The following is a 16902-nucleotide window of genomic DNA, read 5'->3' as shown; positions in this document are numbered from 1 at the left end:
TCATCACGCGCGCGTGGCGGCGGCCTGCTCGAAAACCTTGCCGCGGGTTTCCGGCAACATCAGCACCGCGACCAGCACCAGCGAATAAGCGAACGCCGCGTCGATCCCGATCGCAGCACCAAGACCGATGTGATCGCTGAGGTAGCCGACCAGGAAGGGAAACGCCGCGGAGACGATGCGGCCGAAATTGTAGCAGAAGCCGACGCCGGTCCCACGCACGCCGGCCGGATAGAGCTCGCTGAACAGCGCTGCCATGCTGGCGGGAATGCCCGCCGAGAAGAAGCCCAATGGGAAGCCGAGCACCAGCATCTGCGAATTGGAGAGCGGCGCGAAGATGTAGACCAGCACCGTCACGACGCAGGCGGCAGCGAACAGGGTCACGTTGGCGCGCCGCCCGATCCGGTCGCTGATGATCCCCGAGACCACGCAGCCGCAGAAGAAGGCGACGATGATCACGGCGAGATAGGCGCTGGAGCCGAGCACCGAGAGATGCCGCACCTCGCGCAGATAGGTCGGCAGGAATGTCGTCAGCGCCGCATAGCCGCCATGGGCGCCGATGCCGAACAGGCCGCCTATCAAGGTCGACCGCAGCACGTCGCGGTGAAAGATTCCGGCGAGCGTGGCAAAGAACGGCGGCTCGGCCTCGCGCGGTGCAGCGCGCGGCGGCTCCTTCAGCCCGCGGCGGATGTAGAGGATCAGCAGCGCCGGGATCAGGCCGACCGCGAACAGGATGCGCCAGGCGATATCGGCGGGCGCATAGGTGAAGACCAGCGCCGAGAGCAGCACCGCGGCGCCCCAGCCGACCGCCCAGGCGCTCTGCACGGCGCCGAGCGCCTTGCCGCGATGCTCGGCGCGAATGATCTCGGCCATCAGCACCGCACCGCAGGCCCACTCGGCGCCGAAGCCGATGCCCTGAATCGCCTTCAAGACCACGAGCTGGCTGTAGTTCATCGCGAAGGCCGAGGCGAAGGTCGCGAGCGCAAAGGTTGCCACCGTGATCTGCAACGCCTGCACCCGGCCGAAGCGGTCGCCGAGTGCGCCGCCGAGCCAGCCGCCGAACGCGCCGAAGAACAGCGTGACCGAGCCGAGCAGCCCGGCATCGGCCTTGCTGATCCCGAAGGCGGTGATCAGCGCCAGAATCGCGAGGCTGAACATCTGGACGTCGAGCGCATCTAACCCCCAGCCGCCGAAGCTTGCCCAGAAGGTGCGCCGCTCGAGCGGCGAGCATTCGCTGTACCAGTTTGCCATCATTCCTCCCCGTGATTTTGTCTGTTGTTTTGTCTTGATGCCGCGCTATCGGATCTCGGCGTGGTAGCGGAAGCGATCCGCCGGCCCGCGCGAGCGGCGCCATTCGATCGGTCGCCGCTCCAGATCGAAGGCCAGGCGCTCGATCACGATCAGCGGCGCGTTGGCTTCGAGCCGCAGCAGGCGCGACTGCATCTCGGTCGCGATCTCGACGGTGAGGATTTCATCGGCGGAGACCACGACCTGGCCGCAGCGATCCTCGTAGAGCGGATACAGCAAGTCGCCGAATTCGGAGGTCGCGAGTGCGAGCAGCGCCTCGAAGCGCGACCTCTCGAGCCAGATCTCCTCGGCGAGCAGCGGCACGTCGTCGATCAGCCGCAGCCGCGACAGGCTGATGACCGGCTCGCCGACGGCGATGCGCAGCGCCGAGGCGACCGCCGACGTCGCCGGCATCGCCTTCCGCCGCAGGATACGGCTTTGCGGCACGCGACGCTCGCCGCTCTCCGACTGGAAGCGGAAGAAGCGGAACAGCGACGAGTTGAACCGCGCGCGGCGCACGAAGGTGCCGCGCCCCTGCTGGCGCTCGAGCACGCCGTCGCTGACGAGCTGGTCGATCGCCTTGCGCACGGTGCCGATCGCGACGCCGTAATGCGCGCCGAGCTCGGCCTCGGAGGGGATCAGGTCCCCCGGACGCCATTCGTTGCGATTGATGCGCGCCGCGAGGTCGTCGCGGAGACGCTGGTAGCGCGGCAGGCGGTCGTCGAGGGCTGAACTCATATAGTCATTTATATGAGTATATGATGCCGCGTCAATCGCTACCCTAGTACCTTAAACCTGAATGCTGCGCCCTACCCCAATTGCCAGACCGGCACCGGGTGCTCGTAACCCCGCACCGGGATCTCGCCGCGCGAGACGGCGTCCGGGCACGCGTCGCCGAGCGCCTCACGCACCGCGGAGGAAATCAGGAACTGCGAGCCGAGCTCCTTGTTGAGCGCCTCGAGCCGCGCAGCAAAATTCACGGTGTCGCCGATCACGGTGTATTCCTTGCGCCGCGGCGAGCCGATACTGCCGGCCACGACCTCGCCGATATGGATGCCGATGCCGATGCGCAGCGGCCAGCTCGACGACGCATTGGTGCGCTCGTTGGCGGCCAGCATCTCGCGGGCGGCGGCGACCGCCTGATGCGCGGCGTCGCCGGTCTCGAACGGCGCGCCGAACAGCGCGAGAAAGCCGTCGCCGAGAAACTTGTTTACGATGCCGCCATGGCGATCGAGGATATCGACCAGCACGGCAAAGGCGCCGTCGAGCCGATCCACCACCTCCTGCGGCGAACGCGAGCGCGCACCGGCAGTGAAGCTGCGGAAATCGACGAACATCACGGCGACACGGCGGATGTCGCTCGCGGTGGTGGCACCCTCCGCCATCAGGCGTTCGACCACCTGCGGCGAGACGTGCTGGCCGAACAGATTGGTGATGCGGTCGCGCGCGGTGGCGGCGGCGATGCTGGCCGCGAACTGCCGCCGCAGCTGCAAGCCCACCGCACCGGCGAGCACGCCGCAGATCAGGATGATCGTGCTGCGCGCGGCGTGATAATAGATGCCTTGATCGGCCGCGACGCCATCGACTGCATGGTAGAACACCGCCATGTAGAACAGCTCGGTCGCAGCGACGACGCCGGTGAAGGTCGAGAGCCAGAAATCGAGCCGCAGCGTCGAGAGGATGATGAAGACGAAATAGACCAGAGGGGCCACGAAGCCGAGCGCCTCCTGCCGGCCCATGCTGTCGATATGCAGCGCCAGCACGACGCTCGGCAGCGAGGTCTCGACCAGCACGCCGATGTAGCGCCGGATCACCGGCAGGTCGCGGCCCTTGCGCATGTACCAGCTGATCGCACCGTGCACCCAGATTTCGAACAGGATCAGCGGAACGGTGACATAGAAAATGTAGACGGCGCTGAGGTTGCCGTGCCAGACCCGGCTGACCGCCTCGGGCGCGAACAGATACACCAGCAGGCTGATCGCCCCCAGCACGATGGCGGTGCCGATCAGCACCTTGATGCGGAGCAGCTCGGTGGTCATCACCTCGCGCATCAGGGCGTGGTGGAAATCGGCGGATACCGTCGTGCCTGCCGCTGCGCTGTCAATATCCGAAGAGTCCGCCATTTCCCCGTCCCGGTCATTCCGGGGCGCGAAGCGAACCCGGAATCTCGAGATTCCGGGCTCGCCTGTTCGAGGCGCCCCGGAATGACGATCAACAATCACTCCCATTCTGCCTCAATCGAGCGTGCGGCGGAAGCGCGTCACGGCGATGGTCATGGCGAACAGCATCAGGGCGACCAGCGCGATGGTGTCGTATTGCAGGTTCGCCATCGCCGCGCCCTTCAGCATGATGGCGCGGACAATGCGGACGAAATGGGTCAGCGGCAGCCCCTCGCCGATATATTGCGCCCAGACCGGCATGCCCGCGAACGGGAACATGAAGCCGGACAGCAGGATGCTCGGCAGGAAGAACATCATCGAGAGCTGCATCGCCTGCAGCTGGTTCTGCACGATGGTCGAGAACGTGTAGCCGATCGACAGGTTGGTGGTGATGAACAGCGTGGTGAGCAGCGCCAGCAGCGTCAGGCTGCCGAGCACCGGCACACCGAACAGCACGATACCGATGGCGATGATCAGCGTGGCCTGGATGAAGCCGACCAGCACGTAGGGGATGATCTTGCCGAACATCACCTCGACCGGCTTGATCGGCATCGAGAGCAGGCTCTCCATGGTGCCGCGCTCGATCTCGCGCGTCACAGAGAGCGCGGTGAAGATCAGCATGGTCATGGTCAGGATGGTCCCGACCAGGCCGGGCACGATGTTGAGGCGCGAGTCCGCCGCCGGATTGTAGCGGGCATGGGCGCGGATCTCGAACGGCATGTCCGGGGGATCGCCGATGTGCAGGTCGTGCGCCAGTGCGGACTGCACCAGCGGCCCGAGCGCGCCGAGCGCCGAACCTGACGCCACCGGGTCGGTGGCATCGGCCGCGACCAGCAGCGCCGGCCGGTCGCCGCGCCGCACCGCGCGCTCGAAGCCGCGCGGGATCTCGACCCCGAACAGCACCTTGCCGGATTGCAGGAGCTCGTCGAATTCCTCGACGGTGTGGACCTCGCGGACAAAATGGAAATAGGCGGTGTTCTCCATCGCCTTCAGGATCGAACGCCCGAGATCGGTGTCCTCCTGGGTCAGCACCGCGGTCGGCAGATTGCGCGGCGTGGTGTTGATGGCGTAGCCGAACAGCGTGAGCTGCATCACCGGCAGCATGATGATCATGGCGAACGAGACCCGGTCGCGGCGGAGCTGGATGAACTCCTTGACCAGCATCGCATAGCTGCGCCGCCAGAAGCCGAACGCCGGCTCCCTCTCTTCACCTTTCTGGATCGTATCCGTTGCGCTCATCGGACCCTATCCTTGAAAATTATCTTTGGAGCGCCCCATCAGGTCGATGAAGACGTCTTCGAGCGACGGCTCGCTCGGCTGCCAGTGCCATCGCGGATTGTCGCGGTAAGGTGCGATGGCAGCCTCGAGCGCCGTCTTGTCACGGCCGGAGACATGCAGGCTGGTGCCGAACGGCGCCGCCATGTCGACGCCGGGCTTGCCGGTGAGCTCGGCCATCAGGCCGTTGAAATCCTCGCCCGTCACCGTCCAGGTCGACAGCGCGGAGGCAGCGATCACCTCGTCAACCGTGCCGTGGGCCAAGAGATGGCCGTAGGCGATGTAGGCGATCTCGTGACAGCGCTCGGCCTCGTCCATGTAATGGGTCGAGACCAGCACGGTGAGGCCTTCGGCCGCGAGCGCGTGGATCTCGTTCCAGAAATCGCGCCGCGCCTTGGGGTCGACGCCGGCGGTCGGCTCGTCCAGCAGCAGCAATTGCGGATTGGGCAGCGTGCAGGCGCCGAGCGCCAGCCGCTGCTTCCAGCCGCCGGAGAGATTGGCGGCGAGCTGCTCCTCGCGGCCCTTCAACCCGATCCGCGCGATCATGTCGGCCGCGGCGCCGCGCGCATCCGGCATGCCATAGAGCCGCGCCACGAACTCCAGATTCTCGCGCACCGACAGATCCTGGTAGAGGCTGAAGCGCTGCGTCATGTAGCCGACCTTGCGCTTGATCTTGTCGGCATCGCGCCGGATGTCGTAGCCGAGGCAGGTGCCCTCGCCGCTGTCGGGCGTCAGCAGGCCGCACAGGATGCGGATGGTCGTGGTCTTGCCGCTGCCGTTGGGGCCGAGGAAGCCATAGATCGAGCCCCGCTTGACCTGCATCGACAGGTCGTGGACGACCTCGCGCCCGCCAAAGGATTTGGTCAGGCCCTTCACATCGATCGCGATGGAAGATGCGTCGGGCCGCGCGCTGGAGGGGCCGCCGTTCATCTGCCCTCCGCCACCGGCGTCTTCGAGTTGGTCTTGGAATTGAGGTAGATGCTGATCGGCTGGCCGACGCGCAGCACATCGGGCCGGCTCGGCCGCGCCTGGATCAGATAGACCAGTTTGTTGCGCTCATCGAGGCTGTAGATGACGGGCGGGGTGTACTCCGCCGTGGTGGCGATGAAGTAGATCTTGGCGGTGAGATCCGCAGCGCAATTGTCGCAGGTCACCCTCACCTCGTCGCCGAGCGCAAGCTTCGGCAGCTCGGTCTCCGGCACGAAGAAGCGCAGCTTCATGTTGCCGGGCGGCATGATCGACAGCACCGGCCGCTGCGCCTGCACCATCTCGCCCTCGCGGAAATAGATCTGCTGGATCGAGCCCGCGATCGGCGCAAAGCCCTTGCGGCGGTCGAGCCGGGTCTGCGAAGTGACGACGCGCGCTTCCGCGACGCGCAGCGCCGAGACGGCGGAATCCAGGTTGGCCTGGGTGCCGGCGCCGGTGCCACGCAGCGAGGCCGCGCGGTCATAGCTCTGCTGCGCGTTCGCCAGGGTCGCGTTGTTCTGGTTGAGATCGGCGCGCTGCAGATCGTCGTCCACCGAATAGAGCTGATCGCCGGGCTTGACCTCGTCGCCCTCGCGCACGTTGAGCTTGATGACGCGGCCGGATTCATCCGGGCTGACGAAGATCATGTCGGCCTCGACCCAGCCCTGGAAGCCGGGGTCCCGCTTCTCCTTGCAGCCGGCGAGCGCCGCCGCCAGCGCGATGGCCGCGATCAGCTTCATGATGCGCGACGCGGTCATGGCTTCCTCCGTTCGCCGAAGATCAGATCGAGATGAACCTTGAACATCGCGAGCCCGTCGAGCGGCGCGTGGCGGGCAAACAGGCTCTGCCAGATCACCGCGACGATCGCGGGCGCGACGACCAGCTGCGGGAAATCCCCGAGCTCGCGGTGCTTGATCTCGCCGCGCGTGATCGCGAGTTGCACCAGCGCCTTCATGCCGGTCAGGCCCTTCGACACCACCTCGCGGAAATAGAAATCGGCGATCGCCGGAAAGCGCGGCCCTTCGGACACGATCAGGCGGATGATGTCGCCGCGCCGGGTCGCCACGACCTCGCGCATGAAGGTCTCGGCAAACCCCTCCACCGCGTCGCGCACCGGACCGGTGATGGTGGGCAGCGCGGCCAGGCGGCCGATCAGCGGCACCAGCGCGGTGCGGATCAGCTCCTCGAACATCGACTCCTTGTCCTTGAAGTAGAGATAGAGCGTGCCCTTGGCGACGCCCGCCCGCTTGGCGACGTCGTCGAGCCGCGTCGCGGCAAAGCCGCGTGCGATGAACTCGTCCATCGCCGCCTCGATGATCGCCGCACGCCGCTCGGCGGATTTCCCGGCGCGGCTCGCAGCCGGCTTCGCCTCAGGCAGTGTTGCCGAGACCACCTTCGGGATCCTCGCCGCAGCGGCCCGCGTCGTGGGCCGGCGTTTGGCGGGCTGGGTGCGGGTCGTCTTTTCGCTGCGCTTTGTCATGAGTACAATATGACTGACTGGTCAGTCATTGTCAATGTGATCGAATAGGACGTCTGGTGACGCTAAGCGTTCCTATCCGCCGGCAGGTCGTCAGGCCGCGCCTGAACCCCATCTCTCGCCGTCATAGTTCGGTGTCATCACCCGCGCATGCGGGTGATCCAGTCTTCCAGAGACGCCAGTGCTTAAGCCGAGAGGCCGCGGCGTACTGGATCGCCCGGTCCTTGTGCGCAATTGCGCACAGGCCGGGCGATGACAGTGTGGGTGGGGACGCAGGGAAAGCCGGGTGCCAATTGCACCCATGGCTCCGGTGCACCGACGCCCTGCTCCGCCCACGCGCCGAGGCGCTAGCGTGCGCTGGGGGCTACGTATGAAACTTCAACCCATCGAGGATCTTGTCGACCACCTTCCGCTCGGCGCGAAAGGCAAGGCCGACCAGATTGAGTTCAGTGCGTGCCACCGCCCTCACCACCTCGCGGTTGGCGGCGTCATGCGTGGTCTTGAACATGTCCTCGGTGTAGAGCGCCGGCCGCACGTCGCGCGCCAACGCTCGCTCCAGCGCGCGTGACAACTGCGCAGGGTCGGCGCCGTAGATCAGGATCGGCTGGCCGATCAGGGACAGATACTTCGTCCCCGAGCCGTCCTGGTAATTCTCGCCGATGCATTCGGGAAACGAAGCGGCGATGCCACCGGCGAGGAACGACGCCACGTTGAGCTTCTGCCAGACTTCCAGGTCGGTGCGGATCACGACCGCGATCTTGGTATCGAACTGCATGGCGGGAGCTTATCCGGAGAGCCGCGAGCAACGCCAGTCGGATTCCACCGACGGCCGGAACCTGCCGTTCCGCGCCCGCGACAAAGGCTTGAACGTCTGCTTCCAAATGCGCCGGAAAGCCATAGTCAGGTCCTGGGCCGCGTAGTAGGCTTCGAGCATTCGATTACCATCAGCACAATTCAAGGCGTTGCACATGATCAGCAGGGCCGATGTTGTTGTTATTGGTTCGGGCGGATTGGGCGCGGCCACAGCGTATTACTTGAGCAAGCGCGGCGATCTCAGCGTCGCCCTTGTCGACAAGCATGAGATCGGATCGCAAACCTCGCCGCGAGCAGCAGGCATGGTGAGTTGCGCACGCAAGAGCGACCTGATGATTGGCCTCATCAAGGACGCGTGCCGCAAGATCGAGGCATTCACGGAAGAAACCGGCCAGCCGCTCGACTGGGTGCATTCGGGCAGCCTGAAGATCGCGCGTCGGCCACAGGACGCCGAGGTGATCAGGGATGACTTTGAGCGCGGGCACCGCATGGGCCTCGATGTCGAACTGATCACTCCGGAGCAGGCGAGCCAACTTAATCCGTTCTTGCAGCCGGCCGGTGTCGTCGCCGCGATGCGGATCGGCGACGACCGCTATTTCGACCCGGCGCAAGTGGCCGTCGGCTTCGCCAGGGCCGCGGCGGCCCACGGTGCAACCTTGCTACCGAAGACCGACGTACGCGCCGTCAATATCATCGGCGGCAACGTGATCGGCGTGACCACGGCAAACGGCGTCATCGAAAGTCCAGTGGTTGTCGATGCGGCCGGTGCGTGGACGCGGCAGGTCGCCGAGGCAAGCGGGATTCGCGTGCCGCTCGTGCCGACCCGGCAGCAGTTGATCGTCACCGAGCCCTTGGATGGCGCGCGTGCCGACTTGCCGATGATCCGCATCATGGATGCCGCGGTGTATATGCGCCCGTGCCAAGACGGCTTCCTGTGGGGTGTCTACGAGGAATCGCCGCGCTTCTTCGACATGCAGTCGCTGGGGGCCGGCTTCGACGTCAAGGACATGCCGCTCGACATCGACGTGCTTCATGCAGCCGCCAGTGAGGTGAAGGATCAGCTGCCGTTCCTGCAAACCGCCAAGGTGCGGGAATTTCGCGGCGGCATTCCGACGATGACCGCCGACGGCCATCATATTCTTGGCCCGGCCACCGACACGACCGGTTTCTATTTTGCAAGCGGGTGTAACGTCGCCGGTCTGTCGATCTCGCCGACTGTCGGCGAGGCGCTTGCAGCCTGGATCGTGGACGGCAAGCCGCCGGTCGATCTATCGCCGATGTCGGTCACGCGGTTCAAGGATCAATCGTGGTCTGAGGACCAATTGCAGAGCGACGCCGCCTGGCAATATCGACACTTCTACGGCGCCGTCTGAGCGCACCGCCTACCCCTTGGCGTCGCAGGCCCAGGCGCGGATCACGCATTCCTTGCCGCCATAGTCGTAGCATTTCTTGGTCGCGGCATTGAGCGAGCTGGAGATCTTCGGCGCCACCGCATAGCCATGGGCGCCGCAGGGATTTTTCATGTCGATCGCGAGCGCGGCACAGGCGCGCTTCATGGTAACGGTGGTGCAATCGCCCTTGCACTGCTTCAGCGCCGCGGCGCGCGCCGCGCCCTCCGCCGGATAGTCGTAGGCCTGGCCATACGCCCCGCACTTGCCGACCGCGAAAGCGCCGGCGGCGTGAGCCTTGGGGATGAAGGTTTCCACGGAGAAACGCGTGGCACCGAGCAGCAATGTCAGGACGAGAATCGTCAGCGCGCGGCGCTGCGCGGCGGCAGTCGAAATGATCAAGCGGAAATCCCCAAAGTCCGGCGCGGACTGTACGCAGGGGTCGTTTCCAGATGGTGAATGACGGGTTGACGGCGAACTCTATCTGCTCGTCGTCCCTGCCTAGTGCGCAATTGCGCACTAGGCAGGGACGACGACGGATGGACCTAGCCGCGCCTTGCCGCTTCCAGCGCCTGCGGCGTGTCGATGTCGAGGAAGGCGCTGTTGCCTTCGACCGGGACCTCGGCGACCACCTCGGCATGCTTGGCGATCAGATGACGCGCGCCGATGTCGCCGTCGAGCGTCATCAATTCCTTGAAGAAACGCCGCGACCACAAGACCGGATTGCCGCGCCGGCCCTCACAGACTGGGACTGCGATCAGATGGCCGCGGTCAGGGGCAAAGTTTTCGATCAGGCGATCGATCAGCTTCGCATCGATCAGCGGCATGTCGCCGAGGCAGACCACCGCGCCGTCGGTGCTGTCGGAGACGGCAGAGATGCCGGCCTTCACCGAGCTGGCGAGGCCGCCGGCGAAATCCGGGTTGCGGACGAACTTGACCTTGAGATCGGCCAGCGCCTGCTCGACCAGGTCGGCCTGGTGTCCGGTGACGACGATCACCTCCGAGGCTTTCGAGGCCAGCGCCTGCTCGGCGACGATGCGCGCGAGCTTCTTGCCGTCGAGCTCGGCGAGCAGCTTGTTCGGGCCGCCCATCCGGGTCGAACGGCCGGCGGCGAGCACGATCGCCGCGACATTGCGGTTGCCTTCGGTGTCGGGGACGGTACGCGGCTGCGGCCGCGTCACGATCTCCATGAGAAGACCGCCGACGCCCATGCCGGTGAGATCCGACCGCGTCACCTTGATGCCGGCGAGCAGCCGCATCAGCACCCAGTCAAAGCCGTTCTCGACCGGCGAGCGCGCGCAGCCCGGCGCGCCCAGCACCGGCACGCCGCCGGCGCTGCCGATCAGCAGCAGATTGCCGGGATCGACCGGCATGCCGAAATGCTCGATCGCGCCGCCGATCTCGCTGATGGCGGCCGGGATCACATCGCGGCGGTCGGCGATCGCCGATGCGCCGAACACGATGACGAGCTCGGCCCCGAGGCCAAGCAATTCCTTGATCGAGGCCGCGAGCACGGTCTCGTCATGCGGCACCCGGCGCTCGGCGATGATGGTGGCGCCGGCCGGCGCGAGCCGCTCGGCGGTGACGCGCAGCGTCTTGTCGATCACTTTCGGCGCGAGGCCCGGCAGCAGCGTCGAGACCACGCCGACCTTCCGGATCACGTAAGGCGCGATGCGCAGCGTGTCCTTGCCGGCGACGGCCACGGCGGCATCGCGTAAGCGGCCCTCGACGCCGAACGGGATCAGCTTGACGGTCGCGATCATCTCGCCTTCGACCACCGGCTTGAACGCCGCCAGCGTTGCGAAGGTGATCGCCTCGTCGACGCCATTGATGCGGTCGACCGCGGCACGGTCGACCACCAGCACGCCGGGGCGCGCCGCGAACAGATTGGCGCGGCCGGTGAAGGCGCGCTCGACATTGACGCCCTCGCCCGCTACCGCCTGCGCGATGCTGGCGGCCGCGACGTCCTCGGAGACGTCGCCCTCCTCCAGCCGCACCACGACGACGTCCTTGACGCCGGCTTTGGTCAGCGCCTCGACCTCGTCAGGGCCGATCGTGGTGCCCTTCTTGAGCACCAGCGTACCCTGGCGGAGCGTATGCACGGTGACGCCGCCAATCGCGTCGGCCGGACTGGCGGGACCGAACTTCATGCCGCTTCTTCTTTTTCTTTGGGGGGCAAGCGCAGCTGCGCGGTGATCTCGGCCATGATCGCGACCGCGATCTCGGCCGGCGACACCGCGCCGATGTCGAGCCCGATCGGCGCGTGGATCCGCGCGATGTCGCTGTCCTTGGCGCCCTGCGCGCGCAGCCGCTCGGCGCGCTTGGCGTGCGTCTTCCGTGAGCCGAGCGCGCCGATGTAGAAGCAGTCGCGGTCGAAGGCGTGCAGCAGCGCCGGATCGTCGATCTTCGGATCATGCGTCACCGCGACGAACGCGGTGTAGTGATCGACGTTGAGCGGCGGCAGCGCGACGTCGGGCCATTCGGCGGCCAGCGGCACGTCGGGGAAGCGCTCCGGGCTTGCAAACGCCGTGCGCGGATCGACCACCGTCACGTCATAGTCGAGCGAGCGTGCCAGCGGCGCCAAGGCCTGGCTGATATGGACCGCGCCGATGATCACGAGCTTTGCCGTCGGCGCGTAGACGTTGAGGAACAGCTTCCTGTCCGCGACCTCGACATTGCCGCTCTTGCCCATCCTGAGCTGCTTTGAAAGTTCGGCGCACAGCGGATCGGCGGCGATGTCCGCAGCCTTGACCAGGCGCTGCTCGCCGTTGGCGGTGTCGGTGACGATGATGACCGGCCGGCGCGCGGCGCGTTCGGCGTTCAGCTCTTTCAAAATCTCGAGTTTCACGGCTAACCGACCTTCTCGACGAACACGCGGATGGTGCCGCCGCAGGACAGGCCGACATTCCAGGCCGTCTCGTCGGCGACGCCGAATTCGAGCATTTTTGGCTGGCCGCTCGCGATCACGTCGAGCGCCTCGGTGACGACGGCGCCCTCGACGCAGCCGCCGGAAACGCTGCCTAAGAACGTGCCGTCGTCATTGATGACGAGGCTCGAGCCGGCCGGGCGCGGCGCCGAGCCCCAGGTCTCGACCACGGTGGCGAGCGCCACGCCATGGCCCTGCTTCTGCCAGGTCTCGGCGGCTTGCAGGATGTCTTCGTCGCGGTTCAGCATGGTGGCCTCCTGCTATCGGGTCAGGCTTCTTAGGCTACAGAGCGGATCAGGCTGCGGTGGTGCGCCGGCGGCGGGGATGACAGCGCCCCGATCAAGCCCTTGATGGACGTCAAGTTATGCACCGGGCGAAATTCGTCAACGTGGGGCAGCATCATTTTGATGCCCTGGGCCTTGGCCTCGAAGCCCGAATAACGCAGCAGCGGGTTGAGCCAGATCAGGCGGCGGCAGGAACGGTGCAATCGGTCCATCTCGAAGGCCAGTTTGGCATCGGCCTCCCGTTCTAGTCCATCGGATATAAGGAGGACGATGGCGCCCTGCCCCAGCACCCGGCGGGCCCAGAGCTGGTTGAAGGTGTGCAGCGAGGTCGCGATCCGCGTCCCGCCGGCCCAGTCCTCGACCGAGGACGTGCAGCTCGCCAGCGCCTCGTCGGGGTCACGCGCCCGTAACGCGCGCGTCACGTTGGTCAGGCGGGTGCCGAACAGGAATACCGAGACCCGCTTGCGGTAGTCGGTGATGGCGTGCAGGAAGTGCAGGAACAGGCGGGTGTACTCGCTCATCGAACCGGAGATATCGAGCAGCGCCACGATCGGCGCCGGCTTCTCGATCCGGCCGAGCTTCCTGATATCGATGATCTCGCCGCCGGTGCGCAGCGAGTTGCGCACGGTGCGGCGCATGTCGAGCCGCAAGCCGCGCGCATCCGGCTGGTAGCGGCGGGTGACGAGCTCGGCCTGCGGCAGCCGCATCTTGGCGATCTCGCGCGTCACCTCGGCGATCTCCGCCGCGGTCATCTGCGCGAAATCCTTCTTCTGCAGCACCTCCTTGTCGGAGACCGAGAGCTTCAGCTCCTGCTCCTGGGCCTGCGGCCGCTCCTCGCTCTTCGCCGGCTGCGCCATCGCCTCCTGGACGCGGCGCGAGGCCGGCGGCGGCTTCTTCTTGGCGTGGTCGGGCAGCGGGACGGAATCCAGCATGCTCTTCCACTCCTCGGCGGCGCGGAAGAACAGCTCGAAGGCCTGGCGGAAGATCAGCGCATGCTCGTGGCGCTTGACGAAGATCGCTTCCAGCGTGGCGTAGAAGTCTAAGCGATAGCCGACCTCGATCAGCTGCAGCGCGTCGAGCGCATCGATCACCGAGCCCGGCCCGACGGGAAGCCCGGCCGCCCGCAGCGCGCGGGCGAAGCCGATCACGTTGTCGGCCATGTGGCCGGTCGGAGGCGCGAGGTGGTTGATCGGCATCGAACTATCCACTCCCGTCATTCCGGGGCTAGCGAAGCGAGAGCCCGGAATCCATACTCACGATGGTGGTTATGGATTCCGGGCCTGCGCCTGACGGCGTATCCTCAGATGCGCAATTGCGCATCGGGGAATGACGAACGTTGTTGTGACACGCGCGACTTACGTCTCGCTCGTCGCTTCCTTCAATGTCTTCTGCAGCGCATCGCCCTGCATCCGCGCGATGTCATCCTGGTATTTCAGCAGCGCACCCAGCGTGTCGCCGACCACCTGCGGCGTCAGCGAGCGCGCGTCGAGCTCGGACAGCGCGGTGGCCCAGTCGATGGTCTCGGCGACGCCCGGCGACTTGTAGAAATCCTGGTTGCGCAGCGCCTGCACGAAGCGGACCACCTGCTGCGACAGCTTCGCGGAAATGTTCGGCACCCGCGACTTGACGATCGCAAGCTCGCGGTCGGCTGTGGGATAATCTACCCAGTGATAGAGGCAGCGGCGCTTCAGCGCGTCGTGGATCTCGCGGGTGCGGTTCGAGGTGATGATCACGATCGGCGGCGCCGGCGCCTTCACGGTGCCGAGCTCGGGGATCGTGACCTGGAAGTCGCTGAGGATTTCCAACAGATACGCCTCGAACGCCTCGTCGGCGCGGTCGAGCTCGTCGATCAGCAGCACCGGGGGGCCAGCGACATCGGGTTCGAGCGCCTGCAACAGCGGCCGCTTGATCAGGAAGCGCTCGGCGAAGATGTCACTCGCGAGCTGGTCGCGATCGGTATCGCCGGATGCTTCCGCGAGCCGGATCGCGATCATCTGCGCCGCGCTGCTCCACTCATAGACGGCGGAGGCGACATCGAGGCCTTCATAGCATTGCAGGCGGATCAGCTTGCGGCCGAGCGCCGCCGACAGGACCTTTGCGATCTCGGTCTTGCCGACGCCGGCCTCGCCTTCGAGGAACAGCGGCCGCCCCATGCGCAGCGCAAGATAGGTCACGGTCGCAAGCGAGCGTTCGGCGAGATAGCCGCGCGACGTCAGGAGATCCTCGAGCGCATCGACGGAAGTGGGTAACGCCGATGCACTCATGGAACAGCCAGTCTTCGAACAGGGGTTAGCAAAATCACGCGTTAGATCTAGTCCTTGGGATCCAGTTCGGATCTAGTCCCTTGTCTGGTCCCTTGGATCTAGTCCTTGGCGTTGGCGGCTTCCACCGCCCGGCGCGTCAGAACGCCGATCAGATGCGCGCGGTATTCCGCACTGCCGTGCAGGTCGCTGTTCAGCCCGTCGGAGGGAACCGCGATGCCGTCGAGCACCTTGTGCGAGAAGCGCTTCTTCAGCGCCTCCTCGAACGCGGCCACGCGGAACACGCCGTCGGAGCCCGCACCGGTGACCGCGACCCGCACGTCGGATGGACGCTTGGCCACGAACACACCGACCAACGCATAACGCGAGGCCTGGTTGCGGAACTTGATGTAGGCCGCCTTCTTCGGCAGCGGGAACATCACCTTGGTGATGATCTCGTCGGCCTCCAGCGCAGTCGAGAACAGGCCCTGGAAATACTCCTCGGCCTTGAGCCGGCGCTTGTTGGTGACGATGGTCGCACCCAGCGCCAGCACCGCGGCCGGATAGTCGGCGGTCGGGTCGTTGTTGGCGAGCGAGCCGCCGATGGTGCCGCGGTGGCGCACGGCGGGATCGCCGATCAGGCCGGCCAGCTCGGCGAGCGCCGGGATCGCCTCGCCGACGATCGCCGAGTTCGCGACCTCGGCGTGCTTGGCGGTGGCGCCGATCACCAGCGAGCGGCCCTTCATCTCGATCGTGTCGAGACCTTCGATGTGGGAGAGGTCGACCAGATGCGGCGGGCTCGCGAGCCGCTGCTTCATGACCGGCACCAGCGTATGACCGCCGGCGATCAGCTTGGCGTCCTCGTTCTTCACCAGGAGGTTGGCGGCCTGCCGCACGGTCCCGGGGCGATGATATTTGAATTCGTACATTGGAATGTCCTGATCGCTTGTCGCGACGAATTGCTGATTAGGCGAGATCCGATTTGGCCATCGCCTTGGCGCCGGCGGCGATCGAAGCAACGATGTTCTGGTAGCCGGTGCAGCGGCACAGATTGCCTTCCAGCTCCTCGCGGATCACCTCGTCGGAGAGGTCGTGGCCCTTGCGATGCACCAAGTCGACGGCGGTCATGATCATGCCCGGCGTGCAGAAGCCGCATTGCAGGCCGTGATGCTCGCGGAAGGCCTCCTGCATCGGATGCAGCGGCGCACCATCGGCCGCCAGCCCCTCGATGGTCTTGACCTCATGACCGTCGGCCATCACCGCAAGCGTCGTGCACGACTTCACCGCCTTGCCGTCCAGATGCACGACGCAGGCGCCGCACTGCGAGGTGTCGCAGCCGACATGGGTACCCGTCAGCCGCAGGTTTTCGCGCAGAAACTGGACCAGAAGGGTACGGGGGTCGACATTCGCGTTAACGGGGTTGCCGTTCACGATCATTGAAATCTTGGCCATCAGCACTCTCTTATCTGCCCCACCGCATATAGGCGAAGCAGGCGGTTTAAAATCATTCCAGACGGCATAATATGGGCGCGCCCCGCGATGGGCAACCTTTCGAGCCACCCACCCAGGACATAACGGCAAGGCACGGCGGGGCCTGAATGATCCGGCCCGCCTGCGGGGCTAACCTTGTACCGCCTTGGCGAAATTTGCAAAGAATTCGTCGGCCAGCTTCTTGGCGGCGCCGTTGATCAGGCGCTGGCCGAGCTGGGCGAGCTTGCCGCCGATCTGCGCCTCTACGTTGTAGCTCAGCAGCGTGCCGCCATCCTTGTCGGCAAGGCCGACGGTGGCGCCGCCCTTGGCGAAGCCGGCGACCCCGCCCTCGCCTTCACCCGAGATCTTGTAGCCGTTCGGCGGATCGAGGTCGCTCAAGGTGACCTTGCCCTTGAAGCGGGCGGAGACCGGGCCGACCTTCATCTTGGCGGTGGCGCGGAAGCCGCCCTCGTCGGTCTTCTCCAGCTCTTCGCAGCCGGGAATGCAGGCCTTCAGCACCTCGGGATCGTTGAGCTTGTCCCACACAGCCTGGCGCGGCGCTGCAAGCTGGACTTCGCCGGTCATCGTCATGGCCATGGGGGACCTCCTCGATCGCAAGA

At 65.9% G+C, this 16902-nt stretch carries 18 protein-coding genes; 1 reads left to right on the top strand and 17 read right to left on the bottom strand.

Going from position 1 to position 16902, the window contains the following annotated elements; translation table 11 throughout:
- Window positions 1-3 precede the first annotated feature (3 nt).
- From ACE10Z_RS18440 to ACE10Z_RS18405, 8 genes are all read right to left on the bottom strand, one after another.
- A complete protein-coding gene (locus ACE10Z_RS18440) occupies window positions 4-1248 on the bottom strand; it encodes an MFS transporter (protein ID WP_375789181.1) in 1245 nt (414 codons plus the stop codon).
- 45 nt (window positions 1249-1293) lie between these two features.
- Window positions 1294-2022 carry a GntR family transcriptional regulator gene (locus ACE10Z_RS18435; protein ID WP_375789180.1) on the bottom strand — a complete coding sequence of 243 codons (729 nt, stop codon included), beginning with the start codon at window positions 2020-2022 and terminating at the stop codon, window positions 1294-1296.
- A gap of 71 nt (window positions 2023-2093) precedes the next feature.
- Window positions 2094-3407 carry an adenylate/guanylate cyclase domain-containing protein gene (locus tag ACE10Z_RS18430; protein WP_375789179.1) on the bottom strand — a complete coding sequence of 438 codons (1314 nt, stop codon included), beginning with the start codon at window positions 3405-3407 and terminating at the stop codon, window positions 2094-2096.
- Window positions 3408-3518: 111 nt separating this feature from the next.
- Window positions 3519-4682: an ABC transporter permease gene (locus tag ACE10Z_RS18425; protein WP_375789178.1), complete on the bottom strand. Its 1164-nt coding sequence runs from the start codon at window positions 4680-4682 to the stop codon at window positions 3519-3521.
- A gap of 6 nt (window positions 4683-4688) precedes the next feature.
- Window positions 4689-5648, bottom strand: a complete 960-nt coding sequence (locus ACE10Z_RS18420; RefSeq protein ID WP_375789177.1) for an ABC transporter ATP-binding protein — start codon at window positions 5646-5648, stop codon at window positions 4689-4691.
- Window positions 5645-6442 (bottom strand): HlyD family secretion protein, encoded by a 798-nt coding sequence (locus ACE10Z_RS18415; protein ID WP_375789176.1) that lies wholly within the window; start codon window positions 6440-6442, stop codon window positions 5645-5647. The genes ACE10Z_RS18420 and ACE10Z_RS18415 overlap by 4 nt, the downstream gene beginning before the upstream one ends.
- The gene (locus ACE10Z_RS18410) at window positions 6439-7164 is read right to left on the bottom strand and encodes a TetR/AcrR family transcriptional regulator (protein ID WP_375789175.1); all 726 of its coding nucleotides are present in this window, start codon (window positions 7162-7164) and stop codon (window positions 6439-6441) included. The genes ACE10Z_RS18415 and ACE10Z_RS18410 overlap by 4 nt, the downstream gene beginning before the upstream one ends.
- A gap of 361 nt (window positions 7165-7525) precedes the next feature.
- Window positions 7526-7936 (bottom strand): DUF2000 family protein, encoded by a 411-nt coding sequence (locus ACE10Z_RS18405; protein WP_375789174.1) that lies wholly within the window; start codon window positions 7934-7936, stop codon window positions 7526-7528.
- Between the two features lie 193 nt (window positions 7937-8129).
- Here ACE10Z_RS18405 and ACE10Z_RS18400 point away from each other — a divergent pair, with 193 nt between their 5' ends.
- Window positions 8130-9347 carry an NAD(P)/FAD-dependent oxidoreductase gene (locus ACE10Z_RS18400; RefSeq protein ID WP_375789173.1) on the top strand — a complete coding sequence of 406 codons (1218 nt, stop codon included), beginning with the start codon at window positions 8130-8132 and terminating at the stop codon, window positions 9345-9347.
- A 9-nt stretch (window positions 9348-9356) separates the two neighbouring features.
- On the opposite strand, the gene ACE10Z_RS18395 is transcribed toward ACE10Z_RS18400, so the two are convergent.
- The 9 genes from ACE10Z_RS18395 to ACE10Z_RS18355 all read right to left on the bottom strand — a co-directional run bounded on the left by ACE10Z_RS18395 (window position 9357) and on the right by ACE10Z_RS18355 (window position 16879).
- Window positions 9357-9707 carry a DUF4189 domain-containing protein gene (locus ACE10Z_RS18395; protein ID WP_375789866.1) on the bottom strand — a complete coding sequence of 117 codons (351 nt, stop codon included), beginning with the start codon at window positions 9705-9707 and terminating at the stop codon, window positions 9357-9359.
- 200 nt (window positions 9708-9907) lie between these two features.
- Window positions 9908-11512: an NTP transferase domain-containing protein gene (locus ACE10Z_RS18390; RefSeq protein WP_375789172.1), complete on the bottom strand. Its 1605-nt coding sequence runs from the start codon at window positions 11510-11512 to the stop codon at window positions 9908-9910.
- Window positions 11509-12210 (bottom strand): XdhC family protein, encoded by a 702-nt coding sequence (locus tag ACE10Z_RS18385; protein ID WP_375789171.1) that lies wholly within the window; start codon window positions 12208-12210, stop codon window positions 11509-11511. Before ACE10Z_RS18385 ends, ACE10Z_RS18390 begins: the two co-directional genes overlap by 4 nt.
- Window positions 12211-12212: 2 nt before the next feature.
- Complete coding sequence (locus ACE10Z_RS18380) at window positions 12213-12536, bottom strand: XdhC family protein (protein ID WP_021077800.1); 324 nt, start codon at window positions 12534-12536, stop codon at window positions 12213-12215.
- 29 nt (window positions 12537-12565) lie between these two features.
- Window positions 12566-13768: a VWA domain-containing protein gene (locus ACE10Z_RS18375; protein WP_375789170.1), complete on the bottom strand. Its 1203-nt coding sequence runs from the start codon at window positions 13766-13768 to the stop codon at window positions 12566-12568.
- A 159-nt stretch (window positions 13769-13927) separates the two neighbouring features.
- The gene (locus tag ACE10Z_RS18370; protein WP_375789169.1) at window positions 13928-14836 is read right to left on the bottom strand and encodes an AAA family ATPase; all 909 of its coding nucleotides are present in this window, start codon (window positions 14834-14836) and stop codon (window positions 13928-13930) included.
- Window positions 14837-14934: 98 nt separating this feature from the next.
- Window positions 14935-15741 (bottom strand): FAD binding domain-containing protein, encoded by an 807-nt coding sequence (locus ACE10Z_RS18365; RefSeq protein WP_375789168.1) that lies wholly within the window; start codon window positions 15739-15741, stop codon window positions 14935-14937.
- A 37-nt stretch (window positions 15742-15778) separates the two neighbouring features.
- A complete protein-coding gene (locus ACE10Z_RS18360; protein WP_021077804.1) occupies window positions 15779-16264 on the bottom strand; it encodes a (2Fe-2S)-binding protein in 486 nt (161 codons plus the stop codon).
- A gap of 168 nt (window positions 16265-16432) precedes the next feature.
- Entirely contained in the window at window positions 16433-16879 is a 447-nt protein-coding gene (locus ACE10Z_RS18355) for a carbon monoxide dehydrogenase subunit G (protein WP_016840413.1), read from the bottom strand.
- Window positions 16880-16902: the final 23 nt, after the last annotated feature.

It is taken from the genome of Bradyrhizobium sp. Pha-3 (assembly GCF_042258615.1).
Lineage (GTDB): Bacteria > Pseudomonadota > Alphaproteobacteria > Rhizobiales > Xanthobacteraceae > Bradyrhizobium.
This window is presented reverse-complemented; position numbering and strand designations above follow the sequence as displayed.

Coding starts and splice junctions, on each gene's coding strand:
- ACE10Z_RS18440 (WP_375789181.1), bottom strand. CDS start 1,248: ATGGCAAACTGGTACAGCGAATGCTCGCCGCTCGAGCGGCGCACCTTC.
- ACE10Z_RS18355 (WP_016840413.1), bottom strand. CDS start 16,879: ATGGCCATGACGATGACCGGCGAAGTCCAGCTTGCAGCGCCGCGCCAG.
- ACE10Z_RS18400 (WP_375789173.1), top strand. CDS start 8,130: ATGATCAGCAGGGCCGATGTTGTTGTTATTGGTTCGGGCGGATTGGGC.
- ACE10Z_RS18420 (WP_375789177.1), bottom strand. CDS start 5,648: ATGAACGGCGGCCCCTCCAGCGCGCGGCCCGACGCATCTTCCATCGCG.
- ACE10Z_RS18435 (WP_375789180.1), bottom strand. CDS start 2,022: ATGAGTTCAGCCCTCGACGACCGCCTGCCGCGCTACCAGCGTCTCCGC.
- ACE10Z_RS18360 (WP_021077804.1), bottom strand. CDS start 16,264: ATGGCCAAGATTTCAATGATCGTGAACGGCAACCCCGTTAACGCGAAT.
- ACE10Z_RS18375 (WP_375789170.1), bottom strand. CDS start 13,768: ATGCCGATCAACCACCTCGCGCCTCCGACCGGCCACATGGCCGACAAC.
- ACE10Z_RS18380 (WP_021077800.1), bottom strand. CDS start 12,536: ATGCTGAACCGCGACGAAGACATCCTGCAAGCCGCCGAGACCTGGCAG.
- ACE10Z_RS18425 (WP_375789178.1), bottom strand. CDS start 4,682: ATGAGCGCAACGGATACGATCCAGAAAGGTGAAGAGAGGGAGCCGGCG.
- ACE10Z_RS18430 (WP_375789179.1), bottom strand. CDS start 3,407: ATGGCGGACTCTTCGGATATTGACAGCGCAGCGGCAGGCACGACGGTA.
- ACE10Z_RS18410 (WP_375789175.1), bottom strand. CDS start 7,164: ATGACAAAGCGCAGCGAAAAGACGACCCGCACCCAGCCCGCCAAACGC.
- ACE10Z_RS18365 (WP_375789168.1), bottom strand. CDS start 15,741: ATGTACGAATTCAAATATCATCGCCCCGGGACCGTGCGGCAGGCCGCC.
- ACE10Z_RS18390 (WP_375789172.1), bottom strand. CDS start 11,512: ATGAAGTTCGGTCCCGCCAGTCCGGCCGACGCGATTGGCGGCGTCACC.
- ACE10Z_RS18415 (WP_375789176.1), bottom strand. CDS start 6,442: ATGACCGCGTCGCGCATCATGAAGCTGATCGCGGCCATCGCGCTGGCG.
- ACE10Z_RS18405 (WP_375789174.1), bottom strand. CDS start 7,936: ATGCAGTTCGATACCAAGATCGCGGTCGTGATCCGCACCGACCTGGAA.
- ACE10Z_RS18370 (WP_375789169.1), bottom strand. CDS start 14,836: ATGAGTGCATCGGCGTTACCCACTTCCGTCGATGCGCTCGAGGATCTC.